This window comes from Paenibacillus ginsengihumi DSM 21568 (assembly GCF_000380965.1).
Lineage (GTDB): Bacteria > Bacillota > Bacilli > Paenibacillales > NBRC-103111 > Paenibacillus_G > Paenibacillus_G ginsengihumi.
In genome coordinates this window covers 193,652-217,916 of record NZ_KB905548.1, presented here as the reverse complement: position 1 = coordinate 217,916, position 24,265 = coordinate 193,652, and the positions used below count along the sequence as shown (strand labels likewise).

The following is a 24,265-nucleotide window of genomic DNA, read 5'->3' as shown; positions in this document are numbered from 1 at the left end:
ATGTCATGCCTCCTTCATCCAACGAAGCGCTCCGCCGTAAGCGCGGTACACATTGTCCTTCGTAAAGACGTCCTCCGTCTTCCCGTGGGCGACGACCGTGCGGTTCAGCAGCAGCACATGATCGAAATAATCCTCGACCGTCTGCAGGTCGTGATGCACGACCATAACCGTTTTGCCGGCCGTCTTGAGCTCCTTCAGCGTCGTCATGATGGCCCGCTCCGTCGCGGCGTCGACGCCGGCAAGCGGTTCGTCCATGAAGTACAAGTCCGCATCCTGGACGAGCGCCCTGGCCAGAAATACGCGCTGCTGCTGTCCGCCGGACAGCTGGCTGATTTGCCGGCCGGCGTAATCGGCCATGCCCATCTGGTCGAGCGCCGCCAGCGCCTTGTCCTTATGGCTGCGCTTCGGCCATTTGAGCCAGCCGACCTGGCCGTACAAGCCCATCATCACGACATCCAGCGCGTTCGTCGGAAAATCCCAGTCGACGGACCCGCGCTGCGGCACATAGCCGATCCGGGTCTTCATCTTCCCGAGCGAGGAGCCGAAGAAGGTGACCGAGCCGGACAGCCTCGGGTGAAGCTCCAGCATCACCTTCAGCAGCGTCGACTTGCCCGCGCCGTTCGGGCCGACAATGCTGGTCAGCGAGCCGGCCTGAACCTCGAAGCTTACGTCATGCAGCACTTTGTTTTTGCGGTAGGATGCCGATAAATCGTTGACTTTGAGCACGCTCATCTTAGTCACCCTTTTCCGTTAAAGCCTTATAGATCGTTTCCACGTTGTGGCGGTACATGCCCAGGTACGTGCCTTCCGGCGTACCCGCCTCGCCCATCGCGTCGGAGAACAGCTCGCCGCCCAGCTTCACCTGCAGCCCGGCGCTGGAGGCGCCCTCGATCACGGCGTTGATGGAGCTTTGATTGACGCTGCTTTCCACAAAAACGGCAGGCACTTGATGCTCAAGCAGCAGATCGATCGTCGCCTGAATATCGGAAATGCCGATCTCGTCCTCCGTGCTGAGCCCCTGCAGCCCGACGACCTCGATTCCGTGGCTGCGGCCGAAATAGCCGAAGGCGTCGTGAGCGGTGACGAGCACGCGCTTGTCGGCCGGGATTTGCGACAGCTTGCTTTTCGCTTCTGCGCTTAGCTCATCGAGCTTCGCGAAGTAGTCGGCCTTGTTCTTTTCAAAATAGTCCGCGTTGTCCGGCGACAGCTTCTTGAGCTCTTCCGTTGCCTTATCCAGCGCTGTCTTCCACAGCTCGATGTCGAACCAGACGTGCGGATCCACCGCCCCGGTCTCGTCCCTGAGCAGCTTCTCCTGCGGGATCGCTTCGGCGATGGCCGCCACCGGCTTTTTCTTGCCGATCTGCTCGAAAATTTCGATCATGTTGCCTTCCAGATGAAGGCCGCTGTATAGCACCAGGTCTCCGCCCTCGAGCTTGCGGATATCTCCCTGCGTCGCACTGTACAAGTGCGGGTCGACGCCCGGCCCCATGAGGCTGGTCACGTTCACCTTGTCCCCGCCGATGACCGAGACTGGTTCGGCAATTTGCGCGATCGTCGCAACGACGTTGATTTTCCCTTCCGGTGCAGCTTCCGGCGCGGCTCCCGGCGCCTCCCCTTCCCCTGTTCCGCAAGCGGCGAGCGCAAGCGATACAGCCAGCGCCAGCATGCCGAGCAGCGCGCCCCGTCTCTTAACGATCCGTCTCTCCATAGTGACTCCTCCCGCTTCTCCATTGTTCTTGTTTAACTTTGTTTCCTTAGCGCCCCTCTTCTGCATGTACACAAATGTTTTTCCCGAAGGCAAATTTAATGTATACAAACAAAATAATTGGTTTTGGGCGATATGTCAAGCGCTTTTTACCTTTTTCGGCCGCAGCCTGTTCTGTCCGCACCTGCTTCCTTAAACCAACCGGCCTGGCGCATCCGTTCGGTGGCGATTCGCGCAAGCGCCTCCATCGCATCGTCCGCGTCGTTCAAGCATTCCGCCCGGACAAACTCCAGACCGAGCGAATGCGCCGCCCGCTGCGCATCCGCGCCGATATCGCGCAGCGCCTCCGCGTTGTCCGTCAGCGAAAGCAGCTCGCACACGGCGATCCCTCCGGTCCCGTTGAACCCTTCCTCCCGAATCACATCGAGAATGTCCGGGCCGAGCCACGTCTGGGGCGGCGGCCCTCCGCTGCGATAAGCGAGCCTCCATCTGGGGATGCCCGCTCTGAGCGCCACATTCCGGGCTAACGCCTGGAACTGCTCGATGTAGTCCCGGTTCGCCTGCGCTTTCCCCGGCTTGCTGTGCGCGGTAAATACCATTTTGGCCGTATCCCGCGCAGCTATCGGCAGCCAGTGCCAGGCGCGGCGCGCCCGGTCGGCCAGCACGTCGATGAAGGAAGCGTCCAGGCTCCAGCGGATCAGCTCAAGCACCGGCAAGCTGCTGCGCATGGCTGCGAGCGTCTCCCTTACTTGCCGGATATACAGACCGGCGCCTGTCTTCGAGTACAGCATCGACATCGGCATGACGGCAACGGCTTCCGCCCCGTCCCGCACGATCGACCTTGCCGCCTGCCCGATCAGCGGCTCCCCATGCTTCATCCCGACGTATACGCGAATTTCTTCGCCCGTCATCCGCTTCAAGCGCCGCTCCAGCGCGGCGGCCTGCCTGAACGTGATAGCATGGAGCGGGTCGCACACCCCCAAAGCTCTGAACAGGCTGCGGCCGGCGGCAAGCGTCTCCGCCGCCGGCGGTTGGCCGCGATAAATGGCGCGATAGAAGTCGTCGACGCGGTCCATGGAGGAAGGGCCCCCGTATGCTGCCAGCAGCAGCGCCTTCATGGCCTTTCCCCCTCCCCGAACGAGGCCGGATGCAGCCAGCGGGCGATCCGCTCGATGCCTTCCGCGGCCTGCACGCTGGCCGTCATCACGTATTTGGCCGGGATGATTTTGACCCGGTTATGGCGAACCGCCTTGAGCGTCTGCCAGCCCGGGTCGTTCATCCATTCGTCGTATGCCTTCTGGCCGCTGCCATCCCAGTCGGCAAGCAATATGTAATCCGGGTCTTCCTTCAGCACCTGCTCGAGGTCCGCCTTCGCCGTCTGCCTGAGCCCCATCGACTCGACAGCCGGAACGGCCCCCGCCTTGCGGACGATGTCGCTGGCCAGGCTATCCGGCCCCAGCACATACGGCCCGGTATTCGTTCCGACGGGCGAGATGACGAGCAGGCTCGGCTTCGCGGGTACGGTCGCGATGCGGGATTGCACGTCCGCGATCTTGGCCGTCATCTCCGCGATCCGCTCCTCCGCCCTGGCCTCCTCGCCGAGCAGCCGGCCAATCAGCAGAAAATGGCGGCGAATGCGCTCCAGCGAATTCCAGGGCTCGAAGCTGACGAGCGGAACGCCGGCCTGCGCCAGCAGGCGGTCCGCATCCGCCTCGCTTCCGTGCTGCGTCGTCAGCAAAATCAGGTCGGGCTCCATGGCCAATATCGTTTCCGGATCGACTGCCGTGGCGCTGCCCAGCTTGCTGCCGACCGCTTCGCCTTCCTCCGCCTGAAAGGCGAGGCTCCGGTTGCCGATGCTGCGCGTAATGGCGGCGATGCGGGACGGCCCGGCCAGTTCGAGCGCCGCTTCCGCCGTGTCCAGGGAAATCGCCACAATCCGCTGCGGCTTCGCTGCGATCGTTACCGCTTTATCGCCGCTCAGTTTGATGGTGCGGGGAAAATCGGCCTGCCGCTGCGCGCGTGCCGCCGGTTGGGGCGATGCGGCCGCGGGGCCGTTCCCGGCGGCCGGCGGCCCGGTCGCTCCCGGGCCGGCCCCGGTGCTGTCTGCCGGCGCCTCCCTCGTCAGCGGGGCGCAAGCGGCCAGCAGCGCCAGTGTCAGCGCCGCCGACCAGGCCCATGCCGCTTTATTGTGCCGCTTTCTTTTGCTGCGCTGATTCAACGGTTTCTCCCTCCCTGTTATGTATCGGTTCGTGATCCGGCTCCAGCGCTGTCACCTGGACGGCTCCGAGCAGATCGTCCCTGTGGACGCGAGACTTGACTCCGTATGCCATGCGGATGCGAGCCTCTGTGAGCACTTCCTTCGGCCTGCCGTCGGCCAGCACGCGCCCTTCCGCCAGAAGCACGAGGCGGTCGCAATATCTGGCCGCCAGATTCAAGTCGTGCAGGGCGGCGACGGAAGCCGTTCCGCTTCCTGCTACGAGGCGGATCAGCTCCAGCACCTGCAGCTGATGCCGGATATCGAGCGCGGAGATCGGCTCATCCAAAAGCAGCAGCTCCGGTTCCTGGGCCAGCGCCTTGGCGATAAAGACCATCTGCCGCTGGCCGCCGGACAGCTCCCGCACGGAGCGGCCGGACAGCTCGAGCAGCTGCGTCTGCCGGAGAGCCCGCCGGACGGCGGCGCGGTCGCCCGGGCTTTCGGCGCGGAATCTCGGCGTATGCGGATGCCGGCCCATGCGGACGATTTCGCGCACGGTGAAATCAAAGTCGCACGAAATATCCTGGGGAACGTAGCCGATCATTTTGGCCAATTCCTTGCTTTTGTATCGGACGAGCGGACGTTCGCCCAGCATGACGACTCCTTGATCAGGTTTGCGCAGGCCGGCCAGCGTGCGCAGAAGCGTCGATTTGCCGCTGCCGTTCGCTCCGAGCAGGCCGACGAACTCCCCTTTCCGGACATGCAGGCAGACGCCGTCCAGCACAAGCCTTTGCCCGCAGCGCGCCGCAACATGGCGAACTGTCAGCTTGTTCATGCGAGATGCCCTCCTTTTCGGCTGCGCAGGACGAGAATGACAAACAGCGGCGCGCCGACGATAGCGCAGACGACGCCGACCTGCAGCGATACCGGCTGCAGCACGATGCGCGAAACGAGATCGGCCAGCATCAGGAACACGGCTCCGCCCAGAGCGGCTAGCGGCAGCAGGACGCGATGGTCGGGGCCGCACAGCAGCCGGACGATGTGCGGGACGATCAGGCCGACGAAGCCGATAGTGCCGCTGACGGCTACGGCGGCTCCCGTTGCCAGCGACGTCAGCCCGAGCAGCACAAGCCGGGTTGCGGCGACGCGGATGCCGGCCGTCTGCGCCAGGTCGTCGCCGAGCAGCATCACGTTCAGCTCGCGCCCGAACGAGCAGAGCAGCAGGCAGGCGGCCGCCACGATCGGCCCGACGAGCTGGACGTGCTGCCAGGTGCGGGCTTCCAGCCCCCCCTGCAGCCAATACACGATGCTGCGCAGCTCCTGTTCGCTGCTTGAGCCGGCCATCATGACGCTGATCAGCGCGGACAGGAACGCGCTGATGCCGACGCCGAGCAGCAGCAGGACAGCCGCGCCTGAGGCTTTGCTCATTTTCCATACGGCAAGCACAAGGAGGATTGCCGCCAGGCCGCCGATGAAGGCGGCGCCGGGCAGCGCCCACGGGCTGATGCGCGTCCAGCCGAAAAACAAGGCGCACACGGCTCCGAACGCGGCGCCGCTCGACACCCCGACGTAACCCGGTTCCACCAGCGGGTTGCGAAACAGCCCTTGCATGACCGCTCCCGAGACGGCCAGGGCGGCTCCGACCAGCGCGCCGACCAGGACGCGCGGCAATCTGACCTGGGTCACGACGACCCATTCCCGCTCGCCGAAGCCGCCTTTGTCCGTCAAATGCACGAGCTCCAGCAGCATCGCCAGCGTATGCCGAAACGGAACGGATACCGGCCCGATCGAGCTGGCCAACACGACGACGACCGGGAGGAGAAGGAGCATCAGCAGCCAGGTTGCCGGCAGCCGCTTCCCTCGTTTGGAAATCTCTCTCGCTTCAGGCATAGGCAGCGGCCTGGCATCGAGACGGTGGTTCGTCTCCACTTTGTCACCTCTCATTTTTTAGCCAAGTTAAATTACTTTGTTCAATTCAAAAATTTTTCCCTAGGGAAACAATCACATACTACCCCGATTTGCTACTTTTGTCAACCTAGAAATATTCACTTAGAATATTTCAATTCGCCACAAGGCTAAAGACTTTGCCGCGTCCTTGCCAATAACCATTGCCTTATTTGACATCATTTCTATGGAATGACGGAATCTCTTTCGACGCCTGCAGCCGAGGTGGAGCGAGACGCCTGCGGCAAGCGTATCCTTCGTCATCGGCCGCTACCTGCGGTATTGAAAATTCGCTGAAGGACTTCGTCGCATTTTCAAGACAGACGTCCATGCCGCTAGCGCAGCACCATCAGAAGATGAAAATGGGCTGCACGCCCTGGGGGCTATTTTCAAGACAGCAAATGTTGTATTCTGTACAACAAAAACGGGGGGATAAGCGCTATTTGCGGCTCAATATTGTAAAAAATACAACATTTCGGGCGATGTTCCCGGGGTTGAAGCCAATCGCACCCAAATTGTTGCACGAAATGCAACATTCCCCTCCCTCTTGTGCGTAAGATGCGGAAAATGTTGCATTTTTTGCAGGATTCGTCGCCTCATGTGCCTGGGGGTGTCCGAGGAGGGGCAGCGCCAACGCGGAGTGCGGGGGCCAGCGCGGAGTTCGGCGGCTAACTCGAAGTTCGATCGCCCGCTACCGTGGAGTTCGACCGCAAATACGGAGTTTGAGCGCTACCTAGAGCTCGATCGCTGCCATGGAGTTTGAAGCTAACGCGGGGTTCGCTCGCTAATACAAAGTTTCAGCGCTATTACGGAGTTCGCTCGCTAATACAAAGTTTCAGCGCTACTACGGAATTCGCTCGCTAATACAAAGTTTCAGCGCTACTACGGAATTCGCTCGCTAATACAAAGTTTCAGCGCTACTACGAAGTTCGACCGCTAACGCAGAGTTCAGGGCCGCCGGTTCAGTATCCCCCGTCGCAGCCTGTCGCTGCAAATTATCGGTTCGCACGAACAAAGACCTCGAGCAGAACTCATAGTTTTCTAAGTACGGAAAGTCGCACTTTGCTTTCATGCTTTGGCGAATGTGGCATTTTCAAAATGCCCGATTCGTTTTCGATCCTTTGCGCTTTTGGCTGTGGATGAGTAAGGGATCGGTTTTCGCTCTATTGGAGCGAATGTCTGGCTGAGAGAAAGCCAGCCGATATGACTGGGTGAAGCTAGAACTGGAGCTGAGCCAGGGCTGAAGCTAGGCTGGAGTTGAGCCGGGGCTAGAGCTGAGCTAGGGCTGAAGCTAGGCTGGAGCTGAGCCGGGGCTAGAGCTGAGCCAGGGCTGGAGCTGGCCCGGCCAGCCGCACAGCGCCCTCGGAACCACAGATTCGGGCAAGGCGGTAGCTGATCGGGAGATGGCGCGAGGGCCGGGCACAGGCGTAAACGCAGCGAGCCCGTAAATGCAGCGAACCCGCCCCTTGTTCGGAGCAGGTTCGCCATGCATAGCGCGGGTCTTAAGCGCGCGAAATATAGGTTCCTTCACGGGTATCGATCAAGAGCACGTCCCCTTCGTTAATGAAGAGCGGCACCTGCACGTTCAGGCCGGTTTCGAGCTTGGCGTTCTTCGTAGCGCCGGTAGCGGTATTGCCCTTGATGCCCGGCTCCGTCTCGACGACCTTCAGCTCGACGCTGTTCGGCAGGCTAATGCCGAGAATTTCGCCTTGGTAGCTCATGATGTTGATGTTCATGTTCTCGCGCAGGAAATTCAGCTCCCACTTGATTTGCTTGGCTTCCAGCGTAATCTGGTCGAACGTCTCCGTATCCATGAACGTATGCTCCTGGCCGGAAGCGTACAAATATTGCATTTGGCGGTTCTCGATATGCGCACGGTTGACGTTCTCCCCCGCGCGGAACGTGCGCTCGTTGATATTGCCGTTGCGCAGGTTCTTCAGCTTGGAGCGGACGAATGCGGCGCCCTTGCCCGGCTTGACGTGCTGGAATTCGAGGACGGTGAACAGATCGCCGTCTACTTCAATGGTCAGGCCTGTCTTAAAATCGTTAACGGAAATCACTGCAAAAATACCTCCCTAATATATTAAGCAGACGGCGAAGCACTGACGGGAGCGATAAGGGTCGGTGTTGCGATTGCAATCGAATCAGCCAACCATTGCCTGCCTCCAGCGGCGACGACCGGCTGCCGGGTTACGCCTTCATGATGAACGGCCCCAACGATCTATCTTATCGGATGCCGGGGCTTCATTCAAGGGTTAAAACACAAGGCCGCGCGAGCTGGTGTGCCGATTCCACAAAATCGGAGCGGCTTCAAGACCGGATCATCAAGCCCGGACAGTCAAGCCCGAGATGCTGAGAAGCCGGAGAAGCCCGCGACGCCGAAGCAAAGAAGGCCGAGAAGCCAAGCCGCGAGCCCTCCCGCGCCAAACCTCACGCGATCGCAATCAGCTCTTTGGTCGAGCTCGTCAGCCGTTCGTTGCCGCTTTCGGTGATGACGATATCGTCCTCAATCCGGACGCCGCCGAAGCCCGGCACATAAATTCCCGGCTCGACGGTCACCGTCATTCCCGGCTGCAGCACGATATCGCCGGAGACGGACAGTCGCGGCGCCTCGTGTATGTCAAGTCCGAGGCCGTGACCGAGCCCGTGGCCGAAGCAATCGCCGTACCCGTGCCGCCGGATGATGTCGCGGGCGATCGCGTCGGCTTCCTTGCCCGTCATGCCCGGGCGAATGCCGGCCAGCGCGGCGAGTTGCGCTTCCAGCACAATCTCGTAAATCTCCTTATGCTTCGCCGTCGGCGTGCCAAGCACGACCGTGCGCGTAATATCGGAGCAATAGCCCTTGTAATGCGCCCCGAAATCCATCTTGACGAACTCGTTCGGCTTAAGCACCCGATCGCTGGCTACGCCGTGAGGCAACGCGGAACGCTCGCCCGAGGCGACGATCGTCTCGAACGACGTGGAAGAAGCGCCTTCGCGGCGCACGAACATCTCGATCTCCAGCGCGATGTCCGATTCCTTGACCCCAGGCTTTAGCAGCCCGAGAATATGCGAAAAAGTGCGGTCGGCAAGCTGAGCCGCTTCCTTCATCACGGCGATCTCGGATGCGTCCTTGATCATGCGGATCGTCTCGACGAGCGAGTCGGTCGGCACCAGCTCAATGCCGGTTAGCGTCTCCGCATACGACCGGTAAGTCCCGAAGGTGAGATCGTTCTGCTCGAAGCCGAGCTTGCCGATCTTCAGCTTGTCCAGAACATCCTTGATCGTCTCGGCCGCCTTCGGCGCATGCTCGATCACTTCGTAGCCGGCCGCCTGCTGCGGCGCCTGCGTCATATAACGAAAATCCGTCAGCAGCATCGCCCGGTCCCCGGTAATCAGCACATATCCGGCCGACCCGGTGAACCCGGTCATATACCGTCGGTTTGTCGCATTCGTAACGAGCAGCGCCGGCAAGCCCCGCTCCTCCATCAGCGTGCGCAAGCGCGCCAGTCGTTCCTGCTGCATCCTTATTCCTCCATTCGCGAGAGATGTAGGACCAATGCCCGAAGCCCGAGCTCGTAGCTGTCCGCGCCGAAGCCGCTGATCTGCCCTACGATCGCCGGGGCGATCACCGACGTATGCCGGAAGGCTTCTCTCTTATGGATGTTGGAAATATGGACCTCCACGGCCGGAATGCCAACGGAGCTGAACGCATCGCGGAGCGCGTAGCTGTAATGGGTCAGCGCCCCCGGATTGATCATAATGCCGTCGAAGCTGCCGTATGCGGCATGGATGCGGTCGATCAAGGCCCCTTCGTGATTCGATTGGAAGCATTCGACCTGAACCCCGAGCTCGGCCGCCAGCCGGCTAACCCGTTCCTCAATGGCTTGCAGCGTCGTCTGCCCGTAGACGCCCGGCTCCCGAATGCCGAGCAGATTCAGATTGGGACCGTTCAGCAGCAAGATCCGCTTCATCCGGTGATGCCCCCTTCCGTCGGTTAACACACACTCAGCCATTTTACCATAACTTTCTTCGGTTTGAGAATCTTTTTTTGGCCAGGCTGCGGGTTATTCGGGCTGCGGGCCCTTCCTTTTCGGCGAAAACGGCTCCCGCGTCCGCTCCTCCGTAAATTCGAACGAAATCGAATAGCCGATGAACAAGCCCCACAGCACGAACAGGCAGGCATCGGTCGAAATCGTATTCCAGTCCATATACGCGATCCATTCGGTCATGCCGGAGAGCGGGCCGATCAGCAAAAAAATGAGGCCCCACCACAGCAAGCCATAGCAGATGCCGGGCCATGGCCCCTTCGCTTTGGCCAGTGCGATCGCGTAGATCAGGGAAGCGAGGATCGAAAATAAAATAAAGCTGCCCCAGCCAAGCAAATAGCCCGGCCATGCCGACAGAAACGAATGCTTATAGAAAGGCTCGATCAAAAAGCCCGGCGACAGCGAAGTAAGATGAAAATATTGCTCGACGATTTTCAGGCCACCCCACAGCACACCGGCAAAAAAACCGACGTATAACGCGAAAATCCGCTTGTTCGTCCGCCGAACCGTTTCTTCCTGCACTTTCACAGCTGCCGTCCTCCTTCAGGGAAATGCGGATAAACTTAGTATGCGCATTTATTTGCTTCGTAAACGGCGTCACGGTAGCAATATGAGGCCGGATTCGGTAAAATGGAAAGAAGCAAGTGCGATCATACTACTAAAGAAGGTGAAGTCGGATTGTCGCAGAACGAACAGCGCGCAATATACGGCGGACAAGCCGTAATTGAAGGAGTTATGTTCGCCGGCCGGCATGTCCATGTGACGGCCGTCCGCCGCAAAGACCATAGCATCGATTTTTTGGAGGTTCCGAAGAAGGAGATCGGTTGGGTCCAAACGCTGAAAAAAATTCCGATTCTCCGCGGCGTCGTCGGCATTATCGAGACGAGCGCCAAAGGAGCGCAGCATCTGAACTTCTCGGCCGAGGCGTTCGCCGAGGAGGAAGGAGAGTCCAAGGAGCAGGCGAAAGAATCGCTCTCCGGCCGGCTCACGATGATTCTCGGCGTCGCGTTCGTCGGCGTGCTGTCCTTTATATTCGGGAAGTTCGTCTTCACGCTGGTGCCTACAGCGATCGAACAGTTTCTGTTCGCAGGCCTCTTCACGAACCAGATCGGCCATAACCTGATCGAAGGCCTGATCAAAATCATGTTGCTGGTTGGCTACATTTATTTCATTTCGCTGACGCCGATGATCAAACGTCTGTTTCAATACCACGGAGCCGAGCATAAAGTGATCAGCGCCTACGAGGCCGGCGTCGAGCTCACGGTCAAAAACGTGCAGCAGTTCAGCACGCTCCACTACCGCTGCGGCAGCAGCTTTATCGTGTTCACGGTGATTGTCGGGGTCGTTATTTATTCTTTGTTCCCATACGAATCATTCCTGGAACGAATTATTCAGCGGCTCGTGCTGCTGCCGCTCGTCATCGGCGTATCCTACGAGGTGCTTCGCTTTACGAACAGTCTTCGCGATGTGCCGGTGCTGAGGTATCTCGGTTATCCGGGGCTGTGGCTGCAGCTGCTTACGACCAAGGAGCCGACGGACGATCAGGTGGAAGTGTCCATCGCTTCCTTTAACCGGATGCGCGAACTGGACCGGCAGGCCGCCCGGACTTAAAGCGGATGATTGTGCCATCGAATGGAGGGATCGAAGTTGCGTAACCGCAATATAGGAATGTACGTCGTCTTTGGCCTCTTGGCGATCGGGCTGCTCGTCAGCATCAGCAACCTGATTATTCCGATTGCCGTATTCGCCGTTATTTTCCTGCTGTACAAGTTCCCGCCGGACCGCTGGAGACGCTTCAAGTGGAGCGGCGGCGGGCGAAAGCCGCGGGGCAAAACCCGCAACGCCAAATTCCGGGTCATCCCCGGCAGCAAAGATTCCTCCGACGAACCTCCCAAGTATCATTAATATTACGACGGCAGGCTTGTCACCTTGGAATCGGCCAGCTTGGATTTGCGGCGCTGCACATAAGCGATATAGTTGTGCTTGTAATCCGACATTTTCCATCTGTTGAAGAAGGCGCTGGTCGAGTAGTAGCCTGACTCGTACAGCTGCTTGCTGTCCTCCGCGCTTATATCGAAGTCGGTGATGCTGATGCCGTGCGTCGGGATTTTTACGGTCCGAAACCGGTTCTCCTCTTCGATGTACCGCTCGTCGTGAGCGTCAAGCATCGTGCGGACAAGCGCCTTCAGCATGGACAGTGGCCCCCTGATCGTACTCGGCGCAAGCTGGCTCCGGCCGACCAGCCGGAAGCCGATCGTCGGGACGAGCGCCCCCTGCGGCGAATCGTTCGCCTGATCGAACAACCAGAGCGGAAAGTTGCTGAGCAGCCCGCCATCGACAATATAGACGAACTGATCGGCGAACGTTTCGCCAGGCAGGCGGCAGGACGCTTTCTTGCGGATAACGACCGGATCGAAGAAGTACGGTATGCTGGCGCTCATGCGAACGGCCTTGGCGACAGACAGCTGCTTCGGGTTCAGGCCGTATTGGGCGATGTCATCCGGCAGCACGAGCAGCTTGCGGCCCGAAATGTCGGAAGCGATAATGCGCAGCTGCTCCGGACGCAAATCGCCGAACGTGCGGATGCCTTTGGCCTGCAGCAGGTCGCGAACCCATTCCTCCAGCGCTTCGCCCGAATAAAGCCCTTTTTTGATAAAAAGCCGGGTCACCGGCCCGATCCACTTCGTGTTAAACAAGGGCGCGCGCTGCAGGAAGCTGCGGAAGGGCATCGCCTCGATCAGCTGCTTCATTTCGGCGGCCGTATATCCAGCGGCCACCAATGCGGCGACGATCGCCCCGGACGACGTTCCCGCAACCCGGCTAAACCGGATGCCCCTCTGCTCCGCAGCCTGTACCGCCCCAGCCAAAGCGATTCCTTTGACCCCTCCGCCTTCAAATACGGCATTGATATCCATGACCCGTCCCCCCTCTGCCTTCTGCTTGCTCCCACTCCCTATGTATGAGAGGACGGAATGTCCATATACCTAAAAAACACCCGTCCCTTCCGGAACAGGTGCCTTCCCTTTACGTATCTTGCTCTTCCTTTTTGCCTTACGGCGACTCGCCTTACGATTCCTCAAGCTCCTTCTTCAGCTTCATCAGCTCTTCGATCCGCGAAGGATCTCTGCGGAAATATTCCAGCAGCGTCTCTATGCATGTGATGGAATCCCAGCTCAAGTGATGCTCGATTCCTTCCACATCCTTGTAAATCGTATCTTCCGATACGCCGATCAGCTTCAGAAACTCCTCCAGCAGCTCGTGCCTGTCGACAAGCCGTTTGCCCATCTTCTGCCCTTTGGACGTCAGCACAAGCCCGCGGTACTTCTCGTACACCAAGTAATTGTCCTTATCCAGCTTCTGGATCATCTTCGTCACGGAAGACGGGTGCACTTCCAGGCCTTCCGCTATATCGGAGACGCGCGCGTAGCCCTTCTCGTCGATTAATTTATAGATTCTTTCCAAATAATCTTCCATGCTCGGCGTTGCCATCCGCGTTCCTCCCGTAACCGTACAATACATCTATGATACACTTCTTTCTGCGCCCAAAGCAAGTCCGCCGGCGCCCGTGCATGGAATTTGCCATGACTAAAACGGAAGCCGCAGCATCATGATATTAACGTTCGAGATGGGCGACATAACGAATCCATCTTTCCCGCATCGTTCGTCGCCGCCTGAGGTAAATGATAAGGATCGGCATTTCACGCTAATTCATCAGGTTTGAGCGCTTTATACTATACCACAGCGGTTCGTCCCGGGCAAGTTATATCCGCCCATCCCATTACAAATCTAACACAATTCACCAGGAGGCTGAACCGTCTTGGCCGAACAATTGCTCATTCCTGCAACGCGCAGTCCGGGGGTATTCATCCCGGAGCTCGTCTATTTCGAGCCGAACGCGCTGGACTACCCGAAGGGCCAAGCGATTATGGCATGGGCCGAGCGGGAAGGACTCCCCGTCCGGATGACAACGTCCCATAACCGGATCACGGATTTGCCCGGCGAGAGCGAGCTGGAGAAGTACCGGATCGCCAAGCGCACGCTCGTCGTCGGCATCCGCAAAACACTGAAGTTCGATACGTCCAAGCCCTCTGCCGAATATGCCATCCCGATCGCGACCGGCTGCATGGCTCACTGTCACTACTGCTATTTGCAGACAACGCTCGGAGCGAAGCCTTATCTTAGGGTATACGTCAACACAGACGAAATATTGGCGCAGGCGAAGAAGTATATCGACGAGCGCGCGCCGGAAATGACCCGCTTCGAGGCCGCCTGCACTTCCGACCCGGTCGGCCTGGAGCACATCTCGGGATCGCTCAAGGAATGCATTGAATTTATGGGGCAGCAGCCGCTTGGACGCCTCCGCTTCGTGACCAAATTTCATCATGTGGAGCCGCTATTGGACGCTAAGCACAACGGACATACCCGAATCCGCTTCAGCGTCAACGCGGAATACGTCATCAAGCATTTCGAGCCCGCTACCTCCGGGCTGAGCGACCGGCTTGCAGCCGCGGGCAAAGTAGCGCGCGCCGGTTATCCGCTCGGCTTCATCATCGCTCCGATCATTTGGCACGAAGGCTGGGAGGAAGGGTACGCGAAGCTGCTCATGCAATTAAAAGAAGCCCTTCCGGAGGAAGCGGCTTCGGGACTGACGTTTGAGCTGATCCAGCATCGTTTCACGAAAACGGCCAAAAACGTCATTTTGCGAAGGTATCCGAGAACGAAGCTGGAAATGGACGAGACGAAGCGGAAATACAAATGGGGCCGGTGGGGCCAGGGAAAATATGTATACCCGGATGAACAAGCCGATGCCTTAAGAGAATTCATTACCGAGCGCATTTTCGAAAACTTTCCCGAAGCCACCATCGACTATTTCACATAACATCCGCCGCGACATCCGCCGCGGCTACACCTTCATCCATTCCGGGGTAATGCTGAGTAGCCACATGGTGATTCGCGTCATCTGATCCGTATACAGCAGCACGGCGACGACGACCATCAGCGCGCCGCCGACCTTCATGATTTTGCCGGAATAGCGAAGAATCCATTTGGTCGAGCCGATGAAGAAAGCGAGCGCGAAGAACGGAATGGCGAAGCCGAGCGAGTATGCCGTAATCAGCTTCGTCCACGAGCCCGGCTCGGTCGTCGCCAGCGCCAGCATGGCGGTCAAGATCGGGCCGATGCAGGGTGACCAGCCTGCGGCAAAGCCCATGCCGATCAGCAGCGAGCCGAGATAACCGGCCGGCTTCCACTTCAGCTGCAGCTTGCGCTCCTTCATGAGAAATTGCGGTTGAAAAATGCCAAGCAGGAACAAGCCCATTACCAATATAAGAATCGCCGCAATTTGCCTGAGCAGCTCCCGGTAATCGACGAACAAATTGGAGATCAGACCGGCGCTTAAGCCCAGGCTGTAGAAAATAACGGAGAAACCGAGGATGAAAAACAGCGTATGGGAGACGGTCCGGATGCGAATGTTGGCGTCCGCCCCCGGATTTTTCAGCTGGCTTACGGAAATGCCGGTGATATACGACAAATAGGACGGGTACAGCGGCAAGCAGCACGGCGAGATAAAGGAAGCGAAGCCGGCCCAAAGCGCAATCCATACATTCAGTTCCATCCGTTATACCACTCCTTGCTTTCGTTTCGAGCGCTCCAGCGTCAAAGCTTGAACCCTCTCTTAATAAACAATATGCCGATCAGTATCGCAATCAGGACAAGAACGACCGTCGCCCCGGGAGCCAGGTCCCAGATCCCTGCGGCAACCAGACCGAGCAGCACCGCCGCCTCGGCGAACAACACCGACCACAGCACCGAATGCCGGAACGAACGGGCGACGAGCAGACTGCAGGCCACCGGGATCGTCAGCAGTGAGGAGACGAGCAGCGCTCCGACAATCTTGATCGAGACGCTGATGACGAGCGCCGTCAGCATCGTGATCATAATGTTGTAGGCGCGAACGGGAAGGCCGCTTACCCCTGCCGCATCCTCGTCGAAAAACATCAGGAACATCTCCTTGTAATTGACGGCCACCATGACAACGATGAGCACCGTGACGGCCCCTACCACGGCCAGGTCCGTATAATCAAGCGTGTATATGCTCCCGAAAAAATAGCTCATGACGTTCATATTGAAGCCTCGGCCGAGCGTAAACAGCATCGTCGCCAGCGCCACGCCGCCGGACATGATGATGGCGATGGACAGCTCGGCGTACGTCCTGTAGGCCCGGCGCAGCCTCTCGATCCCGTAGGAGGCGAGCAACGCGAACACCAGCCCGACGCCCAGCGGGTATATGCCCAGCAAGAAGCCGAGCGCGATACCCGCGATGGACACATGCGCCAGCGTATCTCCGATCATGGACAGCCGGCGCAGCACCAGAAATACGCCCATCAGCGGAGCAGCCAGACCGATCAAGGCCCCGCCGATCAGCGCCCGCTGAAAAAAATATTCCGCAAAAATATCCAAACGTCTTCCCTCTCCTCTTCATGAAACGACGTGCCGGGCCGCGCGTGTACGGCCGGGCAGGCACGGCCCCCGATGCGATGCGAATGCAACCGGCGTCTTGCGGCCTGACCATGAGGCCATAGCCGATTATACTCCGGCGCTCTCCCTTAGCTGGCCGATCGAATGGGTCCAGTTCGTCTCCTTGCAGTCCTGCGGCTCGTGAGTATGCCTTACATAAAACGAAAGCCCTCCGCTCTTTTGCAAAGGCTCGGAGCCGAGGTAAGCCTTCATCATATCCATGTCGTGCGAGACCATGATGAACGTGATCCGGTGATGCTCATGCATATGGCGGATCATCCGGAAAAAGTCAGCCTGCGTCTCCGCGTCAATGCCGACGGTCGGCTCGTCCAAAATCAGCAGCTCGGGATTGTTCACGAGCGCCCGGGCCAAAAACACCCGCTGCTGCTGCCCCCCTGACAGCTGGCCGATGCGGCGGCTGGCCAAATCCTCGATGCGCATCGCATACATGGCGTCGTCGGCCTTCTGCTGCTCGGCTCTGGTCAGGCGGCGGAACATTTTTTTCTTGCCGTACAGCCCCGACAACACGACCTCGCGCACCGTCGCCGGGAACAGCGGGTTGAAGGCGTTCTTCTGCGGCACATAGCCGATCCGCTCCCAGCCTTCGAACTGGCCGATCGGCTCGCCAAACAGGCGAATTTCCCCGCTCGCAGGCTTCAGCAGGCCGACGATCATCTTGAGCAAGGTCGTCTTCCCCGCCCCGTTCGATCCGATCAGGCCGACGAAGTCGCGCTCCAGCACGGAAAAGGTTAGGCCGCTAATAATTTGTTTGTTTTCATAAGAAAAAGAGACGTCATCGATCGCAACGATCTTCTGATGACATCCCGGCTGAGCATTCGTTAGCATGACTAACGCTCCTAACTATTCGGAAAGTCTCCCTTTCTATTTTAACGCTTTTAATAAATTATTCAAATTATCTTTCATGATCGAGAGATAATCCGCGCCGCTGGCGGCCTGTTCATCGGTCAATCCTTCGATCGGGTTGAGCACGAGCGTCTCGACGCCGGCGTCCCGGGCCAGCGATTTGGCCAGCTTGTCGGAGACCAGCTCCTCGAAGAAAATATATTTGACCTGATGCTCTTTGATGAAATCAAGAATTTCCTTCATCGTGCCTGCCGTCGGTTCGGCGTCCGGAGACAGTCCCATAATCGGCATCTGGATCAGGCCGTATTCCTTGGCCAAATAACCGAACGACTGGTGCGTGACGACGATTTCCTTGCGGCTCGTCGCAGCGAGCTCCCGCTTGTATTCCTCATGCAGCTGATCGAGCTGCGCGGCGAAGCGAGCATAGTTCGCTTCGTAGTCCGCTTTATGCCCGCCGTCGACCTGGATCAGCGCATCCTTGATATTGGCGGCGATCGTCTTGGCGTTCAGCGGGCTGAGCCAAATATGCGGATCGGAGGAGCCAGCATGCGAGTGTCCGGCTTCGCCGTCATGACTGTGGCCCGACTCTTCTTCATGATCGTGCTCAGCGCTATTGCCGACCGCGGCCTCGCCCTCATGCCCATGCTCGGCGCTATTGCCGACCGCGGCCTCATCCTCATGCCCATGCTCGGCGCTATTGCCGACCGCAGCCTCGCCCTCATGCCCATGCTCAGCGCTATTGCCGACCGCAGCCTCGCCCTCATGCCCATGCTCAGCGCTATTGCCGACCGCAGCCTCGCCCTCATGCCCATGCTCAGTGCTATTGCCGACCGCGGCCTCGCCCTCATGCCCATGCTCAGCGCTATTGCCGACCGCGCCCTCGCCCTCATGCCCGTGCTCCGCCTCGCTGCCGTGACCGTGGTCGTGACCGTCGCCCGCGGCGGCGATCAGCTCCACGCCTTGGCCCGCTTCGACAACCGTCACTTTGGCGTCCCTCTTGATGCTTTTCAGCGTATCGTCAACCCAGCCCTCGAAGCCGGCGCCAAGATAGAAGAACAGGTCGGACTGCGTTATATTTTGCATATCGCGGCTCTTCGGCGACCAATCGTGCGGCTCGACGCCGGTCGGCACCAGATTGATCACGTTGACATGCTCGCCGCCGATCTTGGTTGCAAAATCGTACAGCGGATAAAAGCTGGCGACGACATTGATCTTGTCTTCCGCCAGCGTCTGCTGCGGCCGGCCGCATGCCGACAGCAGCAGCGAGCCGATCAGCGCCAGCGCCAGCGCCGCAGCCAATTTCCCGCTGCCCCGCCTGCCTCTCGGCGCAGCGCCGCCTTGAGCCTTGAGGCGGAACATGGCAAGCAGCCTCCCCGCTTCCCGTTCCTTCCCGCTGTCAGCCTTAGGCTGCCGCTTTAACGATTGACTGAATCTTCCATACATCATGATTTCTCCCCTTATGTAGCGATATTAATCGTAATATTTTTTAATAGACAAGGAAGATTATACGGGCGGATCGGGACAGTGTCAACGGGTAAAAGTAATTTTTACGTTTTTCAAGCATGTTCGACCTTCGGAAACGTCAATAACAGGAAAGCCCCCCGAAGCGCACGCGCTCCGGAGGGCCGTCCCATTCCAATGAAAAGCGATTATTCCACACGTACAGCCTGCTGCTGAGCCTTCAGGCACAGCTCGGCCGCTTTGAAGGCATGCTCCTGCGTCATGGCGTTCTCCGTGCGATGGATGCAGTCGAGGATCAGCTTGCCGAAGAACGGATACCCGACCTTGCCTTTCAGCTCGTAATGCTTCGTTCCCTCGCCGTTGACGAGATACAGGTGGTCGCCCTGCGGATCGCGGGCGATGTCGATATATTTGCGCAGCTCGATGTAGCCGTCTGTGCCGAGAATGATCGTCCGGCCGTCGCCCCATGTGCCGAGCCCCTCCGGCGTCAGCCAGTCGACGCGGAAGTAGAATGTCGCGCCGTTGTCGCCGACGAGCGTCGCGTCGCCGAAATCTTCCAGCTCGGGGTATTCCTTGTTGTTGTAGTTGGCGACGCGGCTGCTCGTCACCTGGGCGTCCCTGGCGCCGCTATAGAACAGGAACTGCTCGATCTGATGGCTGCCGATGTCGCACAGAATGCCGCCGTACTTCTCGCGCTCGAAGAACCATTGCGGACGGGACGGCGCATTCAGGCGGTGCGGTCCCCAGCCCATCACCTGCACGACACGGCCGATCGCGCCCTGCTCGATCAGCTCGCCGGCAAACATCGCGCTTTCCACATGCAGCCGCTCGCTGTAATAGACCATGTACTTGCGGCCGGTTTCCTTCACCTTGGCGCGGGCCTCTTCCAGCTGCGCAAGCGTCGTGAACGGCGTCTTGTCGGTGAAGTAGTCCTTGCCCGCATCCATGACCCGCAGCCCGAGCGCGCACCGCTCGGAAGGGACGGCCGCGCCGGCCACCAGCTTGATGCGCGGGTCCTGCAAAATTTCCGCCTCCGAGGAGACAGCCTTCGCTTGAGGGAACCGCTTGACGAAGGCTTCCACCTTCTGCGGGTCCGGATCGTAGACGGCAATTAGATCGGCGCCGGCTTCAATCAACCCGTTGCACATGCCGTAAATATGCCCGTGATCGAGCCCGGTCGCCGCAAATGCGAATTCGCCGGGCTTCACTACAGGATTCGGCTTGCCTTGCGGAGCATAGTTCATACCGTCTTTGGACATTGTGGAATAACCTCCCAAACTTAGGTCTGGTTTCATTGTTCACGTGAACAATACTTATTTTACCACAGAACCGTTCGGGATTTCATCAGAAACTGTCGCCAGCGTCAGCTGATCGCCTTTGGACGCAGCCAAAATCATGCCTTGCGACCATTCTCCACGCAGCTTGACCGGCTTCAGGTTCGTGACGCAGATGACTTTGCGGCCGATCATTTGCTCCGGCGTGTAATATTTGGCGATGCCCGAGACGACCTGACGCTGCTCGTAACCGAGATCGAGCTGCAGCTTCAGCAGCTTGTCGGCCTTCTTCACCGGCTCGGCGGCGATGACCTGGGCGACCCGCAGCTCCACTTTCATGAAGTCGTCGATGTTGATCTCCGGCGCCGTCTCCCCGGCCTCCTCCGGCTGCGCGGACTTGGCGCTTTCCTGGGCGGCAGGCGTCCCGGCAGCCTCAGCCGCAGGCTCGGCCTGAGCGGCAGCTGCCGTTCCTCCGCTCATCGTCTGGGCGATGTAGGCAGCCTCCGCCTCCGCGTCCAGCCGCGGGAACAGCAGCTCGCCGCGGCTTACCCGAGTGCCGGCCGGCAGCGCGCCAAAGCTGAGCACAGACTCCCAGGAGGTCAGCTCCGTCCGGCCGCTCACGCCGAGCTGCTCCCAAATTTTCGCCGGCGTCTGCGTCAGGAACGGCTGCAGCAGCACCGAAGCGATCCGCAGGTTCTCTGCCAGGCAGTAGAGCACGGAGCCAAGCGTCGGACGCTTCGCCTCGTCCTTGACCAGCATCCACGGCTGGGTCTCGTCGATATATTTGTTCGTCCGGCCGATCAGGTTCCAAATCGCCGAGAGCGCCACGGAAAACTCCATGTTTTCCATCGCTTCCTCCACCTTGGCTACCGTATCCTTAGCCGTTGCCAGCAGCGAGGCGTCAAAATCGGTAGCGCCCGGCACGTATTCCGGAACCATCCCGCCGAAATACTTGTCGATCATGACGACCGTGCGGCTGAGCAGGTTGCCGAGATCGTTGCACAGATCGTAGTTGATGCGCTCCACGAAGCTTTCCGGCGTGAACGTGCCGTCCGAGCCGAACGGCACCTCGCGCAGCAAATAATAGCGCAGCGCATCAAGGCCGTAGCGGTCGGTCAGCACGACCGGATCGACGACGTTGCCCTTGGACTTGGACATTTTGCCGTCCTTCATGAGCAGCCAGCCGTGGGCGAATACCCGCTTCGGCAGCGGCAGATCCAGCGCCATCAAGAGGCACGGCCAAATGATCGTATGGAAGCGGACAATCTCCTTGCTCATCAGATGCACGTCGGCCGGCCAATAGGCGCGGAACTTGGCGTCGTCGCCGCTCTCGTACCCGAGCGCCGTGATGTAGTTGGTCAGAGCGTCGATCCACACGTAGATGACGTGCTTCGGATTGCCCGGCACCTTGATGCCCCAATCGAACGTCGTGCGCGAGACGGCAAGGTCCTCCAGCCCTGGCTTGATAAAGTTGTTGATCATCTCGTTGCGGCGCGACTCTGGCTGAATAAACTCCGGATGCTCCTCGTAATGGCGAATGAGGCGGTCGGCATATTTTTGCAGGCGGAAGAAATAGCTCTCCTCCTTCACCCATTCCACCGGCCGTCCGCAATCGGGACAATTGCCGTTTTCCAGCTTGTTCTCGAGGAAGAACGATTCGCAGGGCGTACAATACCAGCCTTCGTAGTGTCCTAAATAAATGTCGTCCTGCTCCATCAGTCGAGTGAAAATTTTCTCGACCGCCTTCTTGTGGCGCTCGTCCGTCGTACGGATGAAATCGTCGTAGGAGATGTCAAGCTTCTTCCACAGCTCCTTGATGCCGGCGACGATGTCGTCGACGAACTGCTGCGGCGTTTTGCCGGCCTCCTGAGCTTTGCGCTCGATCTTTTGCCCGTGCTCGTCCGTCCCCGTCAAGTACATGACATCAAAGCCGCGAAGCCGCTTATACCTGGCCATCGCATCGCCCGCCACCGTCGAATAGGCATGGCCGATGTGCAGCTTGTCGCTGGGGTAATAAATCGGCGTCGTCAAATAAAACGTCTTTTTGTCAGTCATTGCCTGTTTCCTCCTTCGCAGATGCGAAAATTAAGAAAAACGTCTATCGACGTCTATTCAAGGATGAGCGGGCCGCGGTCTAGCGGTCGTTTTTCTTGGTACAGAAAGTCGCACTTCGCTTTAAGCCATTAGCAAAGTTAAACTTTCCGTAACAAAAAAAGCCCCCGTCCGCTTGGGACGAGAGCTCTCGCTCACGTGGTACCACCCAACTTCCCCCGTTGTGAAACGCCTGAAAAAGCTTTGCCGGCGCGGCAGGCGGGGCTCAGTGTCTGTCGACGCTCCGATATCGCCGGAGACCGCGACGAAGGCTTACGCTTGTCCTTATCCCGGCCAAGGCCGCTCGCCCCCGTATCCTCCCGGACCATCTTCCCCCGCTTGCTGCCGGCCGGCTCGCACCTGTCCCGGCTCTCTGAGCGGCTTCCCGCAGGGTACTTATCCGTTCATGGGATGCTGACATATGTTGGTTCGATTAAACTACATCATATCGAATGCGGCAGGGCCGTGTCAAGCGGCGCAAGCCCGGTGCGATTGTCCGCCCCGGGAAGCGGCATCAGCCGGCGCACCTGTTCGCATCTCGCCTGGCAGGCTATGCCGCAGCCGGACAAGCGAGCCGCGCCGCCGCTAACCGCGACCGTCCGCTTTCGACCGGCGCCCCGGGGCGTCCGGCACGTGATCGATGCCGCCCGGATGGAACGGATGGCACTTGGCGATGCGCTTCACCGCAAGCCACGTTCCGCGCGCCGCCCCGTGCTTCTCGAGCGCCTCGAGCGCATAGGCCGAGCAGGTCGGGTAAAAGCGGCAGGTCGGCGGCTTCAGCGGCGATATCCACCTGCGGTACACCTTGACGGGCAGCTGCAGCAGCTTTTTCATCCGCTATCACCTTCGCTTATGGTCCGCGCCGGACAGGCCGTCTCCGGCGCTATCTCCATCATGCAGCGCCGCGCCCGCTTTGTCAAACGCCGGGGCGCAAACTGCGCCCGCAGCAGGCGATCGCCGAAGTCGCTTCCTGGCCGATGCTTAGGGCCGTGCCGGTCCCGCTTTCCCCGTCGCTATCATGCCCGTCGGTCTCGCTTCCCGCCCGCTATCTAACCTCCGGCCTCGCTTCCCCGCCCGCCAGCTCGCCTTCCCGCCCGCGGCCCGCGCATTGCCTGCTTGCTTCGCCCCTCCGCTTCGCCGTCGTATGTATTCGCGGTCAAGCTCCGGGATGCCCCGGCTTGTCCGTCAAGCGCGCAGCTCCTTGAATTCGAGCATTTTGCCGGCGCCGAGCGCGGTGCATTCCTGCGGCTGATCGGCCACGATGACGGGCACGCCCGTCTCGTCCTGCAGCCGCTTGTCCAGGCCTCTGAGCAGCGCGCCGCCGCCGCACAGCAGAATGCCCCGCTCCATCACGTCGCCGGCCAGCTCCGGCGGGCACTGCTCCAGCGTAAGGCGGATCGACTCCGTCACCGACTGCAGGAAATCGTCCAGCAACTCGTAGATTTCCGCGGCGCTTACCGCAATCGTCTTGGGCAGCCCGCTCACCTGGTCGCGACCGCGGATCGTCATCTGCGAGTTCTCCTCAGGCTTGACGGCTGTGCCGATCGCCTTCTTCAGCTCCTCGGCAGTCCGCTCCCCGATGGCCAGATTGTACCTGCGCTTCACGTAATCGATGATGTCGCGGTCGATGGACATGCCGGCGCGGCGGGTCGAGCGGCTGACGACGACGCCTCCGAGCGAGATGATCGCCACCTGCGTCGTCCCGCCGCCGATATCGACCACCATGCTGCCGATCGGCTCCTCGACGGGCAGCCCCGCCCCGAGCGCCGCCGCCAGTGGCTCCTCGATCGCCACGGCCTTGCGCGCCCCCTTGTGGATGACCGTCTCCTCGACGGCTCTCTTCTGCACGTTGGTTACCCCGCTCGGGACCGAGATGAAAATGCGCGCGCCGCGAAACCATGGCGTGCGCCCCTGAATTTTGCGAAAAAAGTGCTGAAGCATCAGCGTTGTCGAATCGTAATTGGCGATGACGCCATCCTTCAGCGGATAGACGATGCTCAGGCGGCCCGGCGTCCGGCCGATCATCGCCTGCGCCTCGGTGCCGATCGCCCTGACGCTGCCGTTCTCCTCGTCGATGGCGACGACGGTTGGCTCGTGCAGCACGATGCCCTTGCCCTTCTGATAAATGATTGTGCTCGACGTCCCCAAATCGATGCCGAACGCGTTCTCCCACCTCTTGATCATGGGA

Annotated in this window: 23 protein-coding genes; 3 read left to right on the top strand and 20 right to left on the bottom strand. The window is 59.5% G+C overall.

Annotation, left to right across the window (positions count from 1 at the left end; genetic code table 11):
- Window positions 1–3 precede the first annotated feature (3 nt).
- From F591_RS0101035 to F591_RS0100990, 10 genes are all read right to left on the bottom strand, one after another.
- Window positions 4–732, bottom strand: coding sequence for a metal ABC transporter ATP-binding protein (locus F591_RS0101035; protein ID WP_019532721.1), 729 nt, complete (start codon window positions 730–732; stop codon window positions 4–6).
- A gap of 1 nt (window position 733) precedes the next feature.
- Entirely contained in the window at window positions 734–1,708 is a 975-nt protein-coding gene (locus F591_RS0101030; protein WP_019532720.1) for a metal ABC transporter solute-binding protein, Zn/Mn family, read from the bottom strand.
- 146 nt (window positions 1,709–1,854) lie between these two features.
- A complete protein-coding gene (locus F591_RS27080) occupies window positions 1,855–2,823 on the bottom strand; it encodes a ferrochelatase (RefSeq protein ID WP_019532719.1) in 969 nt (322 codons plus the stop codon).
- On the bottom strand, window positions 2,820–3,923 hold the full coding sequence (locus F591_RS27075) for an ABC transporter substrate-binding protein (RefSeq protein ID WP_019532718.1): 1,104 nt from the start codon (window positions 3,921–3,923) through the stop codon (window positions 2,820–2,822). Before F591_RS27075 ends, F591_RS27080 begins: the two co-directional genes overlap by 4 nt.
- Window positions 3,889–4,734 carry an ABC transporter ATP-binding protein gene (locus tag F591_RS0101015; RefSeq protein ID WP_019532717.1) on the bottom strand — a complete coding sequence of 282 codons (846 nt, stop codon included), beginning with the start codon at window positions 4,732–4,734 and terminating at the stop codon, window positions 3,889–3,891. The genes F591_RS27075 and F591_RS0101015 overlap by 35 nt, the downstream gene beginning before the upstream one ends.
- Window positions 4,731–5,828 carry a FecCD family ABC transporter permease gene (locus F591_RS0101010; RefSeq protein WP_019532716.1) on the bottom strand — a complete coding sequence of 366 codons (1,098 nt, stop codon included), beginning with the start codon at window positions 5,826–5,828 and terminating at the stop codon, window positions 4,731–4,733. Before F591_RS0101010 ends, F591_RS0101015 begins: the two co-directional genes overlap by 4 nt.
- A gap of 1,517 nt (window positions 5,829–7,345) precedes the next feature.
- Window positions 7,346–7,903, bottom strand: a complete 558-nt coding sequence (gene efp / locus F591_RS0101005; RefSeq protein ID WP_019532715.1) for an elongation factor P — start codon at window positions 7,901–7,903, stop codon at window positions 7,346–7,348.
- Between the two features lie 370 nt (window positions 7,904–8,273).
- The gene (locus F591_RS0101000; RefSeq protein ID WP_019532714.1) at window positions 8,274–9,347 is read right to left on the bottom strand and encodes a M24 family metallopeptidase; all 1,074 of its coding nucleotides are present in this window, start codon (window positions 9,345–9,347) and stop codon (window positions 8,274–8,276) included.
- 2 nt (window positions 9,348–9,349) lie between these two features.
- Complete coding sequence (gene aroQ / locus F591_RS0100995; protein ID WP_019532713.1) at window positions 9,350–9,796, bottom strand: type II 3-dehydroquinate dehydratase; 447 nt, start codon at window positions 9,794–9,796, stop codon at window positions 9,350–9,352.
- Between the two features lie 93 nt (window positions 9,797–9,889).
- Window positions 9,890–10,399 (bottom strand): YqhR family membrane protein, encoded by a 510-nt coding sequence (locus F591_RS0100990; RefSeq protein WP_019532712.1) that lies wholly within the window; start codon window positions 10,397–10,399, stop codon window positions 9,890–9,892.
- A gap of 150 nt (window positions 10,400–10,549) precedes the next feature.
- Here F591_RS0100990 and F591_RS0100985 point away from each other — a divergent pair, with 150 nt between their 5' ends.
- Window positions 10,550–11,482, top strand: a complete 933-nt coding sequence (locus F591_RS0100985; protein ID WP_019532711.1) for a DUF1385 domain-containing protein — start codon at window positions 10,550–10,552, stop codon at window positions 11,480–11,482.
- Window positions 11,483–11,518: 36 nt separating this feature from the next.
- Window positions 11,519–11,776: a YihY/virulence factor BrkB family protein gene (locus F591_RS0100980; protein WP_026326291.1), complete on the top strand. Its 258-nt coding sequence runs from the start codon at window positions 11,519–11,521 to the stop codon at window positions 11,774–11,776.
- Window positions 11,777–11,778: 2 nt separating this feature from the next.
- Here the strand turns inward: F591_RS0100980 and F591_RS0100975 are convergent, their stop codons facing one another.
- Window positions 11,779–12,786, bottom strand: a complete 1,008-nt coding sequence (locus F591_RS0100975) for a patatin-like phospholipase family protein (protein WP_019532709.1) — start codon at window positions 12,784–12,786, stop codon at window positions 11,779–11,781.
- A 151-nt stretch (window positions 12,787–12,937) separates the two neighbouring features.
- Window positions 12,938–13,360: a transcriptional regulator MntR gene (mntR, locus tag F591_RS0100970; RefSeq protein WP_019532708.1), complete on the bottom strand. Its 423-nt coding sequence runs from the start codon at window positions 13,358–13,360 to the stop codon at window positions 12,938–12,940.
- 328 nt (window positions 13,361–13,688) lie between these two features.
- On the opposite strand from mntR, the gene splB reads away from it, so the two are divergent.
- On the top strand, window positions 13,689–14,750 hold the full coding sequence (gene splB / locus F591_RS0100965) for a spore photoproduct lyase (protein ID WP_019532707.1): 1,062 nt from the start codon (window positions 13,689–13,691) through the stop codon (window positions 14,748–14,750).
- 24 nt (window positions 14,751–14,774) lie between these two features.
- Here splB and F591_RS0100960 read toward each other — a convergent pair whose 3' ends face one another.
- From F591_RS0100960 to mreB, 8 genes are all read right to left on the bottom strand, one after another.
- A complete protein-coding gene (locus F591_RS0100960; RefSeq protein WP_019532706.1) occupies window positions 14,775–15,485 on the bottom strand; it encodes a cytochrome c biogenesis CcdA family protein in 711 nt (236 codons plus the stop codon).
- Window positions 15,486–15,526: 41 nt separating this feature from the next.
- Window positions 15,527–16,330 carry a metal ABC transporter permease gene (locus F591_RS0100955; protein WP_019532705.1) on the bottom strand — a complete coding sequence of 268 codons (804 nt, stop codon included), beginning with the start codon at window positions 16,328–16,330 and terminating at the stop codon, window positions 15,527–15,529.
- 126 nt (window positions 16,331–16,456) lie between these two features.
- Complete coding sequence (locus F591_RS0100950; protein WP_019532704.1) at window positions 16,457–17,233, bottom strand: metal ABC transporter ATP-binding protein; 777 nt, start codon at window positions 17,231–17,233, stop codon at window positions 16,457–16,459.
- Between the two features lie 36 nt (window positions 17,234–17,269).
- Window positions 17,270–18,697: a metal ABC transporter solute-binding protein, Zn/Mn family gene (locus tag F591_RS0100945; protein WP_019532703.1), complete on the bottom strand. Its 1,428-nt coding sequence runs from the start codon at window positions 18,695–18,697 to the stop codon at window positions 17,270–17,272.
- Window positions 18,698–18,900: 203 nt separating this feature from the next.
- Window positions 18,901–19,971: a Gfo/Idh/MocA family protein gene (locus F591_RS0100940; protein WP_019532702.1), complete on the bottom strand. Its 1,071-nt coding sequence runs from the start codon at window positions 19,969–19,971 to the stop codon at window positions 18,901–18,903.
- Window positions 19,972–20,025: 54 nt separating this feature from the next.
- Entirely contained in the window at window positions 20,026–22,041 is a 2,016-nt protein-coding gene (gene metG, locus F591_RS0100935; protein WP_019532701.1) for a methionine--tRNA ligase, read from the bottom strand.
- Between the two features lie 621 nt (window positions 22,042–22,662).
- Window positions 22,663–22,911, bottom strand: coding sequence for a membrane protein insertion efficiency factor YidD (gene yidD / locus F591_RS0100930; RefSeq protein WP_019532700.1), 249 nt, complete (start codon window positions 22,909–22,911; stop codon window positions 22,663–22,665).
- Window positions 22,912–23,262: 351 nt separating this feature from the next.
- A complete protein-coding gene (gene mreB / locus F591_RS0100925) occupies window positions 23,263–24,261 on the bottom strand; it encodes a rod shape-determining protein (RefSeq protein WP_019532699.1) in 999 nt (332 codons plus the stop codon).
- Window positions 24,262–24,265 lie beyond the last annotated feature (4 nt).

Excerpts from the sequence above, each read along its gene's own strand:
- F591_RS0101035 (WP_019532721.1), bottom strand. The coding sequence starts at position 732 with ATGAGCGTGCTCAAAGTCAACGATTTATCGGCATCCTACCGCAAAAAC.
- F591_RS0101030 (WP_019532720.1), bottom strand. The coding sequence starts at position 1,708 with ATGGAGAGACGGATCGTTAAGAGACGGGGCGCGCTGCTCGGCATGCTG.
- F591_RS27080 (WP_019532719.1), bottom strand. The coding sequence starts at position 2,823 with ATGAAGGCGCTGCTGCTGGCAGCATACGGGGGCCCTTCCTCCATGGAC.
- F591_RS0101015 (WP_019532717.1), bottom strand. The coding sequence starts at position 4,734 with ATGAACAAGCTGACAGTTCGCCATGTTGCGGCGCGCTGCGGGCAAAGG.
- F591_RS0101000 (WP_019532714.1), bottom strand. The coding sequence starts at position 9,347 with ATGCAGCAGGAACGACTGGCGCGCTTGCGCACGCTGATGGAGGAGCGG.
- aroQ (WP_019532713.1), bottom strand. The coding sequence starts at position 9,796 with ATGAAGCGGATCTTGCTGCTGAACGGTCCCAATCTGAATCTGCTCGGC.
- F591_RS0100975 (WP_019532709.1), bottom strand. The coding sequence starts at position 12,786 with ATGGATATCAATGCCGTATTTGAAGGCGGAGGGGTCAAAGGAATCGCT.
- mntR (WP_019532708.1), bottom strand. The coding sequence starts at position 13,360 with ATGGCAACGCCGAGCATGGAAGATTATTTGGAAAGAATCTATAAATTA.
- F591_RS0100960 (WP_019532706.1), bottom strand. The coding sequence starts at position 15,485 with ATGGAACTGAATGTATGGATTGCGCTTTGGGCCGGCTTCGCTTCCTTT.
- F591_RS0100950 (WP_019532704.1), bottom strand. The coding sequence starts at position 17,233 with ATGCTAACGAATGCTCAGCCGGGATGTCATCAGAAGATCGTTGCGATC.
- F591_RS0100945 (WP_019532703.1), bottom strand. The coding sequence starts at position 18,697 with ATGATGTATGGAAGATTCAGTCAATCGTTAAAGCGGCAGCCTAAGGCT.
- F591_RS0100940 (WP_019532702.1), bottom strand. The coding sequence starts at position 19,971 with ATGTCCAAAGACGGTATGAACTATGCTCCGCAAGGCAAGCCGAATCCT.
- metG (WP_019532701.1), bottom strand. The coding sequence starts at position 22,041 with ATGACTGACAAAAAGACGTTTTATTTGACGACGCCGATTTATTACCCC.
- yidD (WP_019532700.1), bottom strand. The coding sequence starts at position 22,911 with ATGAAAAAGCTGCTGCAGCTGCCCGTCAAGGTGTACCGCAGGTGGATA.
- mreB (WP_019532699.1), bottom strand. The coding sequence starts at position 24,261 with ATGATCAAGAGGTGGGAGAACGCGTTCGGCATCGATTTGGGGACGTCG.